At 39.5% G+C, this 17,340-nt stretch carries 8 protein-coding genes; 1 reads left to right on the top strand and 7 read right to left on the bottom strand.

Annotated features, from left to right (window positions below):
• Positions 1 to 117: 117 nt before the first annotated feature.
• From feoB to gcvH, 6 genes are all read right to left on the bottom strand, one after another.
• Complete coding sequence (gene feoB / locus LQ201_RS15025; protein ID WP_371823050.1) at positions 118 to 2,226, bottom strand: ferrous iron transport protein B; 2,109 nt, start codon at positions 2,224 to 2,226, stop codon at positions 118 to 120.
• Positions 2,227 to 2,237: 11 nt separating this feature from the next.
• Positions 2,238 to 2,453, bottom strand: a complete 216-nt coding sequence (locus LQ201_RS15020; protein ID WP_055913318.1) for a FeoA family protein — start codon at positions 2,451 to 2,453, stop codon at positions 2,238 to 2,240.
• A 97-nt stretch (positions 2,454 to 2,550) separates the two neighbouring features.
• On the bottom strand, positions 2,551 to 5,322 hold the full coding sequence (locus LQ201_RS15015; RefSeq protein ID WP_230146650.1) for an outer membrane beta-barrel family protein: 2,772 nt from the start codon (positions 5,320 to 5,322) through the stop codon (positions 2,551 to 2,553).
• A gap of 174 nt (positions 5,323 to 5,496) precedes the next feature.
• Entirely contained in the window at positions 5,497 to 8,313 is a 2,817-nt protein-coding gene (locus LQ201_RS15010; protein ID WP_230146530.1) for an outer membrane beta-barrel family protein, read from the bottom strand.
• 322 nt (positions 8,314 to 8,635) lie between these two features.
• Positions 8,636 to 9,061 carry a VanZ family protein gene (locus tag LQ201_RS15005; RefSeq protein ID WP_230146529.1) on the bottom strand — a complete coding sequence of 142 codons (426 nt, stop codon included), beginning with the start codon at positions 9,059 to 9,061 and terminating at the stop codon, positions 8,636 to 8,638.
• A gap of 10 nt (positions 9,062 to 9,071) precedes the next feature.
• Positions 9,072 to 9,452, bottom strand: a complete 381-nt coding sequence (gene gcvH / locus LQ201_RS15000) for a glycine cleavage system protein GcvH (RefSeq protein WP_108197822.1) — start codon at positions 9,450 to 9,452, stop codon at positions 9,072 to 9,074.
• A 249-nt stretch (positions 9,453 to 9,701) separates the two neighbouring features.
• On the opposite strand from gcvH, the gene LQ201_RS14995 reads away from it, so the two are divergent.
• Positions 9,702 to 10,118 carry a hypothetical protein gene (locus LQ201_RS14995; protein WP_230146528.1) on the top strand — a complete coding sequence of 139 codons (417 nt, stop codon included), beginning with the start codon at positions 9,702 to 9,704 and terminating at the stop codon, positions 10,116 to 10,118.
• Between the two features lie 12 nt (positions 10,119 to 10,130).
• Here the strand turns inward: LQ201_RS14995 and sprA are convergent, their stop codons facing one another.
• The gene (sprA, locus tag LQ201_RS14990) at positions 10,131 to 17,330 is read right to left on the bottom strand and encodes a cell surface protein SprA (protein WP_230146527.1); all 7,200 of its coding nucleotides are present in this window, start codon (positions 17,328 to 17,330) and stop codon (positions 10,131 to 10,133) included.
• Positions 17,331 to 17,340: the final 10 nt, after the last annotated feature.

Below are 17,340 nucleotides of genomic sequence, written 5' to 3'. Positions count from 1 at the left end.
CCTTAGGCGGCGGCGAGCCGAGGCAAGGTTGAGCCAAGGGCAATAACCAAATATATACGTCATTCATATTGATTTTTATACAATAAATTACCCCTCAGGGTGACACCCTAAGAAAAGCTATTTCAACAACTGATAAGCAACCAGCGCAGCAACATAAGCCATGGCTGTCATATAAGCCAATTGAATAACCGGCCATTTCCAGCCTTTAGTTTCGCGGTAAACAATAGCTACTGTGCTCATACATTGCATGGCAAAAGCATAAAAAAGCATTAATGAAATTCCAGTAGCAAAAGTATATACAGGCAAACCGGTACGACTGTTAACCGAGGCCGACATACGCTCTCTAATGGTGCTTGTATCCTCATCACCGCCATCGACACTATAAATCGTAGCCATAGTACCTACAAAGGCTTCGCGGGCAGCAAAGGAGGTAATTAAACCAATACCAATTTTCCAATCGTAACCCAGCGGGCGGATGGCAGGCTCGATCCAATGGCCAAGGATACCTACATAAGAGTTCTCTAACTTCTCTGTAGCTACCAGGGTTTTAATGTGATCTGTATTTTTTGTGGTATCAGCCAAAGCGGTTTCGTATTTTTTATCGATACTTTCGAAACGGTTTCCTGGCCCAAAAGAGGCCATTACCCAAAGGATGATGGAAATGGCGATGATAACCTTACCCGCTTCGAAAACAAAGGTTTTTGATTTCTCGTACATAGTGTAGAAAACATTTTTCCACCTTGGCATGCGGTAAACCGGCAATTCCATGATAAAATAAGATCTTTCTTTGGTCTTGATGATGAATTTCATTACCCAGGCCACCAGTACCGCAGCAATAATCCCAACCAGGTACATCACCATTAGCGCTAGTCCCTGCAGGTTAAAAACACCTAAAACGGTTTTGGAAGGAATAATTAGCGAAATGATTAATATATATACCGGAAGCCTCGCCGAGCAGCTTACCAAAGGGGTAACCATGATGGTAATCATCCTGTCTTTCCAGTTTTCGATATTTCTGGCGGCCATAATAGACGGAACTGCACAAGCCAAACCACCTATCATCGGTACCACCGATTTACCGTTAAGGCCAACCTTGCTCATAATTTTATCCATCATAAAGGTAACACGGGCCATGTAGCCGGTATCTTCCAAAATGGATATAAAGGCAAAAAGTATTGCAATCTGTGGGATAAACACGAATATGCCGCCTAGCCCGGCAACAACACCATCCAATAACAGATCGGTAAGCATGCCCGCCGGCAAATATTCGTGACCAATACTGGTAATAAAACCAAAACCAGTCTCAATCCAGTCCATTGGATAGGATGACCAGGCAAATATGGCATTGAAAATAACAAAAAGAATCAGTAAGAAAATGGCAAATCCCCATACTTTATGGGTTAAAATAGCATCTAATTTATCGCTGAAAGAAAACTTCTTTTCGGTACCCTTATCAACAACCACATCAGATAAAATAGTACTGAGGTGTTTGTACCTAGCAATGGTTTCTGCAGCCTGAATTTTTGAAGACTCAAAATGGTGCGACTGCTCTATATTTTCAATTTCTTCTTGTTCCTTTTCGGTAAAGAAAGTTAAATGCTCATGCTGGTGCAAAACCTGCAGCGCATAATAATCGTTATCAGAATTAAGTTTCGATTTTATGGCATTAATAGCTTCAGGAGCCAGAAAATTCACATCCACATCCTGCAACTGTGTGGCAATTCTATTGGTATTGGCAATGGCTTGTTTTAGTTTGTCGATCCCAATGTTATTCCGTGCTGAAATGGGAACCACCTGGACGCCCAGTTTCGCTGCAAGTTTATCCAGATTGATCTCGATCCCTTGTTTAGCCGAAAGATCGATCATATTCAGGGCCAAAATCATAGGAATGCCTAAATCTGCCACTTGCGAATACAAAAGCATATTGCGCTTTAAATTGGAAGCATCGGCAATGAGGACAATAACATCAGGGTGGCTATTGTTTTTTTTATCGGCAAGTACCTGAAAAACGATACTTTCATCAGCACTTTTCGGATATAAACTATAGGTTCCGGGTAAATCGATTATTTCGGCTTCTTTACCATTGGCAAGTTTTGTAAAACCTGTTTTCTTATCGACAGTGATGCCTGGAAAATTTCCAATTTTTTGATTTAACCCTGTTAAACGGTTAAATAAAGTAGATTTACCTGTATTGGGATTACCAACTAACGCAACTTTAATATCCAAACCCAGCTTTTTTATTGAATAATGATAACATCGGCTTCGCTTTTACGCAAGCAAAGCTGATAACCAGCAACACGGATCGCCATTGGATCGCCCAGAGGAGCAAAACGCTCTACCTCTACCACCTCACCCGGCAAGCAGCCCATCTCCATTAACTTCACAGACATATCTAAATCTGTAAAAGCTACTATTGTTCCTTTTTCTCCAACTTTTAGGTGCGACAGTTTCATGTGCTAAATTTGGCGCAAGTTAACCTTTCTTTAGATTTATTCCAAATAAGATAGTTGTGCGCGGGATATAAATTACACAGCTTTACCCTAAAATGATCTAGTTCCGCTGTCTGCCCCCACCAAAGCCGCCACCACCGTTACCTCTACGGTTCCTGCCTCCCTCTTCGCCTCCTCTGATGCGGTTTTTACCGCCCATGCGATTAAGTGAATAGGTAAACGAAAACATAAAATAACGCTGCAGAACATTATAACTTACATCCTGGATGGTGTTGTTATTGGCCGTACGGCTTACGCCCTGGTTTTCGTTCAACAGATCGTTTACTGCCGCTTTAAAAGTCCCCCTGTTTTTGAAAAACTGTTTGCTGATGTAAGAATTAACCAAGGTAAAATGCGTATCAAAACCCTCTCCCCTTCCGGTATTCTGGTTATAATCGGCATCTATTGCCCAACGGATATTACCAGGGAATAAATAACTTACACTCACATTTGGACTAAAGGTATAATAACGCGTATTAGAATTAGGTTGAACCGAGTAAGTTGCACGGTTAATCGAACCGTTTAAACCAGCTGTTAAATCGAGCTTATCTAAATTGGAAACCAAGCGGTAACCATTGGTAATAGACCAGCTATTGGTAATATTTTTTAAAGCGTTGGTAAAGTTTACATCCCTATCATAACTTCCACTGACATTGATATGGAAATTCAGCTTATTCTCTGCCATAATCGGCAAACTTAATGAAGAGGAAATAGACCCCGAGTAAACACCGTTTACATTCACCGGAGTAATAGCCAGTTTTCCCTGGTCTTCGCCACTTTGAATTAAGCTACTGCTATTCGCAATCCGGTTTGCAGTTTGCGTCAGGTTTAAATTCACGAATAACGACCTGTTTTTTCCGACAGTAAATGTATTGTAGGCTACGCGAAGGGTGTTGTTAAATTCGGGTTTCAGATCGGGGTTACCAACGGGGATACTTTGCGTGTTGGTATTGTTCCGGATTGGCTGCAACTGCTGAATGCTTGGCTGGTTTGTGCTGCCCCTATAGTTAAACACCAGGCGTTTGCTGTTGCTAAAATTATACCTGAACATGGCCGAGGGTGTATAGTTGAAAACGTTCTGCTTGAGTACAAATCCCTTACTGATATTGTTATTTGTGCGATCAGTATTCTGAACCGCCATCCCCACATTCCAGTTGTATTTTTTCGCCATTTTATTAAAGCTAAAACCCGCCGAGTTGGTTAAAATGGTATTTTCGTAGGCATTACTAAAGGTTTCATCCAACAGATCGTATTGTAAGGTAGCTGGATTGAAATTATAGGTAAAACGATCGGATGTATTGTGGTTATAACCGTTCTGGTAATTAAACTCCAGGCTCAAGGTTTTATCCAGGGGTTCGGTATATACCAATCTTGTATTCTGATTGATGGACTCGCTCTCCTGATCGTTAAACTGATCGGTCGTTTTTTGAGTGGTAGTTCCGTTTTCTTTTCTGGTTTCGGGATTGGTATTGTAATTATCAGCATCGTTATTGTTGATGTTGGTGTTTAAATTCAGAGATAGCGTTCTTCCCCTCCGCATAAATTTTTTACGCAATAAAATGTTGTTGCTAATGGATGGCGTGGTATTATGATTTCTTAACGCTTGGGTTCCGGTAATCATATACTTATTAAAATCGCGGGTGTAGGTGCTGCTGTTTAAGCTCTCGTTATCGGTATAACTTAAATTTGGCTGTATCCGAAGTGAGGTTAATGAATCGAGTTTAGTATCTACCATAAAGTTTAAGCGGTGATTTAACCGATCGGAATTATTGATCTGATCATTTTTAAAAACGGTGGTTTCATTTCCCAATAAATTTTGCCTGACACTGTTCGACAGAATAAGGTTATCAGATTTATTAACGAAATAACTCAGGCTGATTTCGGTTTGATCGGCATACTCATCTGAAAAATTAAACCCGCCAGCTTTGGTGTCGGTAATCCCTCCCCGGCCACCGTTACTGCCGCCATTGCCCCCACCCAAGCCGCCGCCAAAGTTTTGTTTGTTTACATTGTTGAACTGTGCAATTATACTTAAGCGTTTGTCCTGGTTAAAATGGTTAATGTTCGCATTTACATCGTAACGGTCGTTAGAACCATAACCTCCAGAACTGTTTCCGAAATAACCATTTTTCTTATCCTTTCTGGTGGTGATATTAATGATCTTGGTTCTCGAACCATCATCGATTCCGGTAAACTGTGCCTGATCTGACAGTTCATCAATAATCTGAATTTTATCGATCATATCGGCCGGAAGATTTTTAGTGGCCAATAAAGGATCGTTCCCAAAAAACTCTTTACCATCTACCTTAACTTTTGTAATGGTTTCGCCCTGCGCTTTCACCGTTCCGGCCTTATCTACCTCTACTCCTGGCAATTTCTTTAACAGATCCTCAACTACAGCATTCTCTACCACTTTAAACGAGCTTGCATTAAACTCGAGCGTATCCTTTTTTACTACAATTGGGGGAATTTCGGCTTTAATATCAACCGTTTGAAGGTCTATTGCACCACCCTCTAAAACAATATCGCCCAAGGCTACATCTGTTTTGTCTGCAGCGATTGTAAAATCCTTTGTAATATTCTTTAAGCCTAAAAATGCCGCATAAAGCCTATAAGTACCCGGATTTAAGTTTTTGAAAACAAATTTTCCATCCTCGGCGGTACTCACTGCACCAACCATACTAGAATCGGTTAAGTTTTTAACTGCTATAGAGGCGTAATCAATTGGTTTTTTATCTTTTGATTGAATAACCCGTCCGCTAACTGAACCCGTTTTCTGAGCGTAAGCATAAAAAGATGATAAAATAAGTAGGAGCGTAAAAATTTGTTTCATTCGGTTAGTTTGGTTTATAGCATAGAGACTAGCGACTTTTATAAAGGTTTATTTTACTTAGGTAACATTTGAAATACATAAATGTCAATCACACATTTAATATGGAAACGAAATGGACATAAAAAGAAAAGTCCCGATTTTCATCAGGACTCTCATTATTTTAAGCACTATACTTTACATTCTTATGCGCTGGCCGCCACCGCCACCGCGTTGACCTGGCATCTGCATATCTCCACTCATTGTTCTGCCACCAATACGGGTTAACGAATAAGTGAATGACAACATATAATAGCGTTTTAACACATTAAAGTTAACATCCTGGATTGATGTGCCTGTAGCTGTTCTGCTTACTCCTGTATTCTGGTTAAGTGCATCATTAACAGAGAATTTAAATGTGCCTCTGTTTTTAAAGAACTGGCGGCTGATGTATGGATTAAGGATAGTATATTCCTGGTTATACAGATCGCCACCACCAAAATTTCTAAAATAATCAATATCTATGGCTAACCTGATATTGGCTGGCAATACATAACTTACATCAAAGCTTGGATTAATGGTGTAAAACTGTGTATTGGCAGATTGCTGAGCTGAAAAGGATGAATTGGTATAGCTACCGGTGATACCACCCGTTAAATCAAATTTATCAACGTTGGTAACCAGTTTATAACCGTTGGAAATGGTATACGTATTGGTAATGTTTTTAACTGATGTGGTACCGCCCTGTGGAACAATGTAATTTACATTCCTGTTATAAGCTCCATTACCTGATATATTTAAGGTTAATTTACGCTCTGCCATTAAAGGTAAAGACCATGTTGCATTGGCATTACCTGCATAAACGCCATCAACATTAACATAACTCACCTGTTGAATACCACTAGGCAGCTGTGCAACACTGTTACCGATACTGTTGAAAGTTTGGGTCAAATTTAAGCCAGCAAAAAAGAATCTGCCGTTTTCAATATTGAAGTTATTGAAATTAATCCTCAACTGGTTATTGAAAGAAGGTTTTAAAGCTGGGTTACCCACATAAATAGTTTGCGAATTTGTATTATCAGGAATTGGCTGAATCTGGTCGATGCTTGGTTGAGTGGTAGAACCACGATAATTAATAAACAAGCGTTTACGGTTGCTAAAGTTATACCTGAACTGCGCAGAAGGGGTAATATTAATAAAATTCTGCGTACGCTTTAAGCCAGTAGTTAAATTCGTGTTCACCCTATTGGTTTGCTGTGCAGCTACTCCAATATTCCAGTTGTACTTTTTCTCCGTTGTTGTTAAACTAACGCCTGCCGCATTGGTAAGGGTACGGTTATTATAAATGTTCGAGAAAGTATTGTCTACAAGGTCATACTGCAAAGTTAAAGGATTGTAATTAAGAACATCTCTTTGCGAATCGCTATTTGAATATCCATTCTGATAATTAAATTCTACGCTTAAGGTTTTATTTAAGGGCTCAGTATAAACTAATCGTGTCGTATTATTAATCGAATGACTGCTTGTATTATTCAACTGGTTGGTTAATGAATCTCTCTTTGAAGCACCAGTGGTAATCGTTTCATCTCTATAGTTAAGATTCGTACCATTATTATCATTAATACTGGTACTAACGTTTAACGAAAGGGTACGACCTCTACGTTTAAAACTTTTTCTTACTAATAAATTATTGCTAAACGCGGGCGTAGCTGCAGTTGTCGTGTTCCGCTGTAAACCTTCTGTTAATGAAGTTATAAAATTACGGGTATAGTCTGTAACGCTGTTCCCATCAGTTTCGGTATAGGTTACATTGGGTTGAATCTTGATCGATAACGAAGGGTCTATTTTAGTATCAACCATAAAATTGAAACGATGGTTGATCCGATCTGTAGTATTATTTAATTTCTGATTAATATCGGTTGTTCCTGTACCTAAAAGATTTTGTGTGTGCGAATTCTGCAACAGTTCGGATGTTGCTTTGTTAAAGAAATAACTGGCCTGAAACTGGGTCCCATCTTTATAGGTATCGGCAAAGTTTAAACCAGCTGCATTTGTATTGGTGATACCACCATTTCCACCAGCGCTACTTCCGCCTCCACCACCGCCAAAACCGCCGCCTCCACGACCACCACCGCCTCCAAATCCGTTGCCTACACCACCGCCCTGACCAAAGTTCTGTTTGTTCACATTATTAAACTGACCGATAAAACTGATCTGTCTATCCTCATCAAACTTATTTACATTCAAACTTGCATCATAGCGGTCATTGGAACCGTAACCTACCGTACTGTTTCCAAAATAACCATGTTTCATGCCGCTTTTGGTTGTAATGTTCAGGATTTTATTTCTTGTTCCGTCATCAATACCGGTAAACTGGGCCTGCTCAGAAAGCTCGTCAATTACCTGAATTTTATCAACCATATCGGCAGGAAGATTCTTTGTAGCCAATAAGGGGTCGTTTCCGAAAAATTCTTTACCATCAACCTTTACTTTGGTAATGGTTTCGCCCTGGGCTTTAATACTTCCATCTTTTGCTACCTCTACGCCCGGTACTTTCTTTAATAAATCTTCTACAACAGCATTTTCGCGTACCTTGATCGATTTGGCATCAAATTCAATGGTATCTTTTTTTACCACAATTGGAATGGTTGCGGTAACGTTAACATCTTTTAAATCAACGCCATCGTCGCTCATGGCAATTTCGCCGGCATTTACTGCTACTTTATTCACTTCTATATCTTTAGTAGCTGTTTTTAAACCTAAAAAGGCGGAGTAGATTCTATATTTACCTGGGGCAATGCCCTTAAAACTAAAAGATCCATCCGGATTGGTTTGCCCTGAAGCAACAACACTCGAATCTTTTAAGCTCTTAACTGCTATTGTAGCAAAGTCAACCGGCTTCTTATCTTTCGCGTTAATTACTTTACCGCTTATTGAGCCAGTATTTTGAGCCTGGGCAATATATCCACAAAATAGGAGCACAATGAATATTGCCCGCTGAACGTTTTTTTTCATCAAAAAATTAGATATTATAATACAAAACTAAGCTATCAGACTAGGGAAAGGCGCAAAGGTTTGTTAAGGTGTGTTAAAAGCTTGGTAACATTTTAAATACAGCTTTTAGCAAGGCGATCAGATCTAAAAGGAAATCGGATCGGAAGTGGGATTATTTTTGCGGTGAAGGATAAGTTTTGTAATACACTTTTGGGCAGTTACAGTTCTTTTTAAAAATACTGCATCCACTTAAACATATGGCCACAATTACACAGATGATACTAACTTTCGTTTTCATTGATTTTATTTTATTTTCAATTGCAATGAAGCTATTCCGAATAGATTAATTGTTTTTGGTAAGCGGTGTATTCGTCATGGTTTCATTGAAATTTAATTTATGAAGCAATACATAACTAAAAACTGCCATTGATGCGCCTAACATGTCGCAGCCAAAATCCCACCATTCTGCAGACCGGTAGGTAAAAACTTTCCATTGTAACAGTTCAATTCCGCCTCCAAGTACCGCATTGATGAGCAAGATCTTAAAAATGGTTAATGTTCTGAAAGCGAAGGTATGCTGATATCTTATTTTCCCGTAGAAGAGTAATACCGATAAGACAAAGAAAAAACCCATATGGGTCATTTTATCAAAGCCTTTAAAGAAAAAACCGCTTCCACCTACAGAATCGGAAATCTCCATATTACAAAGCACTAAAACTACGATGGTCCATAGAACGGCCCATTTTTGTTGTTTCAGTGCTTTGTACAAAATATAATAATTAAGCGCCTACCAATTCCTGGTATGCTTCTGCAGTTAATAAATCTTCTACTTCAGCTAAATCAGCCAAAGATACTTTTACCATCCAACCTTTTCCATAAGGGTCAGAGTTTACCAATTCCGGATTGTCGTTTAATTCAGCATTAACTTCTAATACTGTACCAGTAACTGGCATATATAAATCAGAAACAGTTTTAACAGCTTCAACAGTACCAAAAACTTCTTCTTTTGCTACTTCGCTGCCTACAGTATTGATATCAACATAAACAATATCACCTAATTCGCGCTGAGCGAAATCAGTAACACCGATAATAGCTTCGTTACCTTCAACTTTAACCCACTCGTGGTCTTTAGTGTATTTTAATTCTGATGGAAAATTCATGGTTTTGTAAGTTATGAATATAAGTTATTTTAATTTTCTTTTTTTATTAAGCTTGTATGGATAAAACGTTTCCCAGCGTTTACCTGCCAAAAATACAATTTAGTTTAACATATCGCAATGCCTGGTGAATTAACTTATCGTAAAAGGTTTGATCTTGCTTTTTTCGCGCACAGCTTCGAATTGGCAATTGTACAGATGAACAGATTCAGTAAAAATCTTTATATTCACCTAACAAATTAACACTCAAACATGAAACCTGCACAAATTTATACTTTAAAAGTATGTCTCGCCACTCTAGTTGTTTCTGTTCCGGTAACAATGGCAATTGGATTTGCCTATATCGGATTGATCAGGCTCATCAACCCACCGAACTGGATGTTTAATTTTAGCCTTTCTTTCAATCATGTATTTATCTTTGTAGCTATACTCGCTGCATTGATCATGTTAAGTGGATACCTGATTACAAAAATAGGTTATAAAAGATTTGTCAACGATAGGCCAGTGGCCCACTCGATTGTGATCTTCCTCTTTTATCTAATCGCCAGTGGAAGCACTTACCTGATGACTTTTGATCATTTATTATTTAGCTATGCCCCTATGTTCTTAACGGCATATGTATTTAGCAGCATATTCTCGTCACAAAAGGACAAGCCTTTACCTGCCTAAGCAACTTACTTATTAATTCAGCGTAAACCTTAAACTAAATCCGAAATTACTGAATGAAGTATTAAACGTTTGAGAAGTATAAGGCTTGGTAATATTCGAATCGTAAAACAATTTGATATTAAATTTCTGATTCAACACATAATCCACACTTGGCCTTAAGGTAATGTTCTTCGCTCCTGAAGAAACTTCGGCTTCGGTAACATCGGCACGGTAAATAACGGTTTTATTATCGCGGATAGCTACATCCAATTTGAAATCCATGTTGTTATCCATTTTCAGGCTTTTAAACCATCCAAATGGGAAGCGGAATTTATTGGTACGATAGCCCAATCCTAAAACCATATTGTTTTCTGATAGCTGTGCCAATTGGCTGTTTGATAAACTTAATCCCAATAAACGTGAACGGTTTAATTCGAAAGAAGCAGTCAGGTTGTTTTTAAACCTGGTATCAACGCCAACCAACGGAGAAAAATATTCAGAAATGGTTACCTGGGCAAACTGGTATTCCGGTAAAAAGTTATTATTTACGTCTCTACTGCTAACCGCACCATTGGTTTCCTGATAACGCAACAATGAGTTAAAGCCATTAATGTTGTAGGCAGAACGATAGCCGTGTCTGATATCAACAGACGAAAACTTATCGGCGATAAAAGGAATACGTGTTAAACCGCTATAGGTTAAACTCCAGTTTGGAAGTGGAATTTTAGGGAAAGCATTCATTTTCGTTTTCCCAGCATCTTTGCCTGAATAAGCAGCCATAAAAGCAGAGATAATTACATCCTGGCTTTCTTTACCGTAACCATCGGCATAACTGCCGTTTACGCCTCCCGAATTTGGATTCTGAGCACCCAATCTTCTGGAAATAATAATCCTATTGGCCATAAACTGGTTAAACAGACCCGAAATTACCGTTGAGTTATTTTCTTTGAAAGCCGTCCCCAAAGCAATATACGATACACTATAATCGCCCGTGGTAATGGCACTTAAGTTTTCGAACGATGATACACTGGCTACATACCTGAAATTGGTAGAAAAGTTTCTTGTTTGCGCCTTATTGGCCTTTAGCGTAATCCGTAAATCTTTAAACGGCTCTACCTGCCCGGTAAGCTGAAAATCTTCTCTAAGTGTATTTACATACAATTGGTTCTGCAAGGTATCGGTGGTGAGCCATCCATTGTTTAAGGCCATATCGCGAATATCACGCTGACTGCCGAAAGCAAAACCCAAGCCGGGTGCCCCCGTTGCATTATCGATACCAAAATACTTGGTGGTTGGCAGATAGCCCGGCAAGAAAATACCTTTGGTTTGTACAAAGCTGGCATTAACGTTTTTTACACTCGTTAATAGATTAATAAAAAATGTCTTAGCACCACTTCCTTCCTGGTCGTTGCCCGCCTTTCTGATAAAACCAAACTTGTTGTATAATGTAGTTAGGTTTAAGGTTGGATTTACCTGTACCGTTCTGCTGTTCTGTACCGTGTTACCCAAATTAATATTCGGATCGCGTAAAGTAGAAAGCGGCTCAGTTTGCCAGTTAAAGTTTGTACCATAACGGGTTTTAACGGTAATCCAGTTTAGTCCTGGTATTTTATCAATTGGCAGATTATAGGTAACGTTTAAATTATGGTTATAATCGGTTGTGCGTCCTAAACGTTTTAAGTTTTGCCAAACGGTATCGCGTTTTAAACCGTCAAGTCTTCCATCCGGTTCATCAATGATCGAATAATTTGTGGCATTAAAATCTAACTGTAACGAACGGGTAAGGTTCCAGGCGACACCATAAATCCTGCTCATGGTAAAGTTTTTGTTAAAGGTGGTACCATAACCACTCTGGTAAACCCCAATCGTATTATTTGGATCGTTATTCCGCAAGGTATTTTCTGAATATAAACGGTCTACATCAATTCTGAAATTAATGGCACTTGGAAAAATACTGAAGTTAAAATCCTTCAATAAAGCCAGCATGTTCGATTTAATAATCTTTTCAAACGGCGCTATTGTTTTGGCTTCTTTAGAATAACTATACTGTAACGATGCCCTATAGGTATTCTGAATACTGCTCTGATTAATAAAATCGCGATGATTGTATTGGGTATAAGCATAACTTGCGGCAAAATTCTCAATATCCCATAGCCTTACAGGTTTACTGTTATTGGTCCGTTCTTTTCTAACGTTTGTAAAGTTTATGCCTCTTCTAACGGTATAATCCTGTGCAAAGTTTAAAATCGAATCTTTCTGTTCTTTTGTCGACTGCTCGAGCGCATTTTTGAGCTCAATATCTGGCGTTCTCGGATTATACTGCGGGGTAGAAACCTGTTTAGAGTAACTCACAAACATCGGGATTTTCACACCCGATTTTTGCGGCAGAAACTTACCTAATTCCATGGCCGAAGAAACATCAAGCAATACATTATCCGCACGGTTCCGCTCGCTCACTTTCGAATCGATAGATCCGAAACCGATGGTAGATTTACTTCCTGAAATATTTACATCTGCAAAATCAGCCAATTTTAAGTTCAATCTTCCGGTAGCTGCCCAACCGCCTTTTTCGTCAAATTCAGTTAACCTCAATTCGTTAAACCAAACTAGGGCATTTTTATCAAGGCCATCATCATTTTGTTCATCACTGGCAGCACGGAGCGGATTTTTAATCCCCACCATGTACACCCTAACCTTGCTCATATCAGGTTGCCCTTTAACTATAATAGTTCTATTTCCGTCGGTATAGGTAAATGGAACATTTGTAGGCCATGGTTGTCCGTTAGCCTGTTTGGCTACGTTACGGGCCAGCTTGGCATTTTGGAAGAGTGTTAAATCAATATCCATTCTATTGGCTTCCGGCCAAATGGCATCAGGATCGCTTGTACCTGGATTGGTTACCTTTAAGGGGATTACATATTCATAATAATTATCCTGGTTATCGGTTCCGATTCTTAAGAATGCGGCAACATCATTATCATTTAAGATTTGATTATTAACAGCCTCGGCATGAATAAACATTTCCAAATGTTTGTAAGATCTGAAATCGCTGTAGGCTGTTTTAAATGCAGCTCTACCATAGCCATCTCTTAACGATTTTACAATAACCGATAGCGATTGCTCATTTAAACGTGTATCGCCACGATAGTTGCTATAGTCGCGCTCGCGAAGAATGCCCGGAGGGGTAACATATGGAATCGGTGAACGTTTTCCATTTTCTTCGATGTTTACTGTGGAAACTTCAATAGTCGAATTATCAGGAGTAAGTGCAGGCAACGATGGATCAACGATTACCTGTGCAGCTTGGTTGGACGCATTATACTCTCTCCACTCCCCACGGATTAACTGCAACTTTGCAAAACGCATCACGGCAGTATCAGCGAAATTGGTCATAAACATCCTGAAGAAACGGATTGATTTAAAATCCTGGATCCCACCTACTTTCTCCTGGTACTGACCGATCGGGATTCTGAATTGATACCATGAAACGGCCTGGGTATTTCCATTGGCCAATTTTACCTGCGAGGTAACCTTATCGGTAATAAAGTTCTGACCAACATTTAAATCTCCCGGGCGGATCGAAACTTTATACTGAAAATACTCATCACTTTGCGTCATGTTATTATCGCGGTTGATGTCTTCCCCGTCGGGTAAAGAAGTAGATGCAGAATTTTCAAGTCCTAATTCTTCTTGCGACTGTTGCGAAGTTTTAGAGTTTCCTTCCGTTCCATTATATTTTTCGTAGCGTTTAAGAATACCCGCGTTGATCTGATCTAATGCCGGACCTCTGAAATAAGTATAATTATCTGATGATGGATCGGCATCAAGCGCGGCAGAAGCGGTGGCATTTAACTGCGATTTAATCTGCGTAATTGCCGCAGCAAATTTTACTTTTTCATCAGCATCTGATAATCCATCCAAACCTACATCCTGTGCCCTACGCGAACCGGCATTGTTATCGAAAGCCTGTACAACGGGTTGCAATTTGGGTACACGGCCCCAAGCAGTTTCTTCGTATTTGCTTGGGTCGTTTGTGGCTGGCAGACCGTTTTCTAACGATTTCCGGCCATCCTTAAGAATATCTTCTGAGATATTCCCCAGGTTAAAATACATGTCGCCACCGGCAGAATTTGGTTTATAGATAAACGGATCCATTACCCAAAACTCAATAAAGCCCACATTTAAGGCTTCAAAATCGTTGGTTTCGATTTTTCGTTGGAAACCTCCCCAATTATTTTTAGGTTGCAATAATGTTCCATCGGGCCTAAAATCTGTTGAACGAAAGTTATATGGCCCCCTAACAGTTGGATAATAAGCCACATCAAAAGTGGTAATGTTTAAGGCTTGCCCGGTTGCCGTTTCTTTAAACGGAAAAACCTCCTGCTCAATTACCTCCCTCACATAGTGATTGGAAAGTTCTCCCCGGTTGCCTCTGATATTGGACGGAGTGGTAGATGCCGCCGAATTATAAAAAGTTGGGTCGATGTTATAAAATGCAATTCTTGCCCGATTGTAACCATAAGATAAGTCGTTGGATTTATCAAACTCTGAGAAAAGCTGTGGCGTACCTGACAGCTGCCAGGCAATGGCACTCTTTAAATCGATTACCGATCTGGATGCTTCGAAATCATCTAAATAACTTACTCCGTTTTTACTGCCAGCAAAATTTAATGCCCTTGGATGACCAGGGATCAGCTGTGCAAACTCTCCATAAAACGTTACACTCGAAGGTGCTTTGGTTGAAATGAACGGAAGTTTATCAACCAGTTTTGTTAAAAATCTTGATGGAGAGCTATAATTGATATCTGCTCCCCAAATGGTATTTGAAATAGGCTCTTCGCCGATGTTTACCTTTTGGGTTAAAGGTTTCTCGGTTAGATTCATAATGGTACCGCCCAGATTTAGCTTATTGTTTACACGGTAATCTAAACGGGTTCCAAAAAGTGATCGTTGCTGCAGGCCAAAGGTTTCACTGTTTTCAGTAGTGATCCGAATCGGCTGACCAGACACCAAAAGCGCCTGATTGATGATACTTACCCGGCCACCCTGATAATCGACAGTAAAATCTACCCCTTCGGTTAATGGCATTGTTCCGGCAAAAACCTTTACCGATCCTTCCGGAACGTTAATGGCATTTAAACTAAATTCAGAAGAAATATCAGATTGGTAATTTACCTTGATGGTGTACCTGTTCTGGTTTTGAAACAGCTGCTTAGCGATGGTTTGGGTTGAATCGTAAAGTGCAGTAAAAGTATATTTATTGATCAAAGCCTGCTCACTCGGTAAAAACTTAGAAGCTAAATCTTTACCAAATGGCTCAATTACAGGGAAAATAATCCTTCCATTTGCCGGATCGATAGTGATATAACCCGAATTGGTATTGGTAACCAATGAAGTTTGCCCATTGCTCCCCACGCCGAACATACTCGCCTGATTGGCATTGCTTGCAGTAGAATAAGAACCAAAAGCATTATTTGTGGCTACAAAATCGAAAACCCCATCGGGCCTGCGCTCATTTTGCTGGTTCAAACGATCAAATTCGGTTAAGGCAATCCACTGCTTATTTGCCGTATTTTGTCCTTCAGTCATTACCGGGTTATCTACACCCGTTTCGTTATCAATGCGGTAAATATCAAGTTTAAAATTCTGGCTGCTGATCTGGTACCCTCCGATAGAATAAATATTTTTCATCATCAGATCCCATGTTGGCAGTTGGATCTTGGTGGTTTCGTTCTTTAACAATTTGGCATAAAGCACTTTTGGATTTGCCGCATCAAATGAAACATCGGTAGAAAACTCACCAACCTGATACTCTACGCCGTTATAGGTATAGCGGTAGGCAACAGCTAAAACCTCATCGGCATTTAATGGGTTGTTCAACGATAAATAACCCAGCTGTGGCTGAAAGGTAAACTCACGCTCGGTTAACTTTCTGGCGTAAACCAGTTTAGCAAAGTTATCGGTATTGCTGCTATTGGCAGGTGTTGTCTGGAAGAAGGAAAGGATGGCATTGGAATTTGTCTGTCTTATAGCACCGCCCTGATAAGCATTTAACTGCGAGATCAAGTTGTTTGACTGTTGCGGGAAACCTGTAGCGGTAGTTCCTGCCGGCAAACCAGAAGTTCCTCCGGTAATCAAATTATTGTTAAAAGGAACATTTTCACCCAAATCCATTAAACCCAGTACATCTCTGGAGTCGGTGGTATTACCTGCCTTATTGGTAATCCATACCTCAATTTTGGTAATCTGAATCGGAGAGGTGATAATAGGTGCGTTGGCCAGGTTTTTATTGTAGTTATTCCTAAAATATTGTGAGAGAAAATAGTGTTTATTGGCCTCGTAGCTATCAATATTTACCGTGGTGGTATTTTGTTGCGCCCCATTGGTAATTTTAATTTCCCGTGATTGAGATTTTTGTTGGGTATAAACACTTGTTACGTTTAAACGCCCGAATTTCAATTGTGTTTTAATACCAAAGAGTGCCTGGGTTCCGGTAATTAAAGAGGTATTTAAAGGCAAGCTTACATTACCCGCTTCAATTTTTTGGATAATATCATCAGGTCCGCCGGTATAATCAAGCTTAATCTGATTTTCGAAATCAAATTGGGCCTCGGTATTGTAATTGCTTTTGATTTTTAGTTTGGTTCCGATGTTACCAACCAGATCCATCTGGATCCTTTGGTTAAAATCGAAATTGGTCTGTACCCTTTGTCTTTCGTTAAAAAGCGGGTTTTCATTCTTATTTATCCGGCCTAAAAAGGTGAGTTCTGCCTCTCCACGTGGCTGAATATCAATGGTTGTGCCACCAAATAATTTTTCGAAAGCTTTGCTGTTGACCTGGATCTGCGGAATAATACCAGTGCTTCTGTAATCACTTACTTCTGCATTTGAAATGCTGCGCCAGTTACCGCGTTTTATCTCACTGTTAACCAATCGCTGGTATTCATCAATGGTTAAGTATTGTGTGTTTAAAACAAATTTTTCGCCAATTAATTCCTTTACCACATAACGTTTATTCTTGGCATCGTATTCTACAACACGTTTTAAATTGCTAGGTGCCGGATAAAACGGATTAACGGCCGGACTAAGTCCTAAATGTTCTTTTTCACGTAAACTAAAATTATTTTTGGGGGTAATAGTATCCGTTTTGCTTGGAACAACTTGAGAGAAAGCGTTTTGAGAAGCAATTAAGAAAAGAGGGATGAGAAACAGAAATGTAGATATTCTCTTCAAAGGCAGTAGA

The organism is Pedobacter sp. Bi126 (assembly GCF_918698245.1).
Classification (GTDB): Bacteria; Bacteroidota; Bacteroidia; order Sphingobacteriales; family Sphingobacteriaceae; genus Pedobacter.
This window is presented reverse-complemented; position numbering and strand designations above follow the sequence as displayed.

Bases quoted from the DNA above. Each gene is read 5' to 3' on its own strand.
- LQ201_RS15020 (WP_055913318.1), bottom strand. From the start codon at position 2,453: ATGAAACTGTCGCACCTAAAAGTTGGAGAAAAAGGAACAATAGTAGCT.
- LQ201_RS15015 (WP_230146650.1), bottom strand. From the start codon at position 5,322: ATGAAACAAATTTTTACGCTCCTACTTATTTTATCATCTTTTTATGCT.
- LQ201_RS15010 (WP_230146530.1), bottom strand. From the start codon at position 8,313: ATGAAAAAAAACGTTCAGCGGGCAATATTCATTGTGCTCCTATTTTGT.
- gcvH (WP_108197822.1), bottom strand. From the start codon at position 9,452: ATGAATTTTCCATCAGAATTAAAATACACTAAAGACCACGAGTGGGTT.
- LQ201_RS14995 (WP_230146528.1), top strand. From the start codon at position 9,702: ATGAAACCTGCACAAATTTATACTTTAAAAGTATGTCTCGCCACTCTA.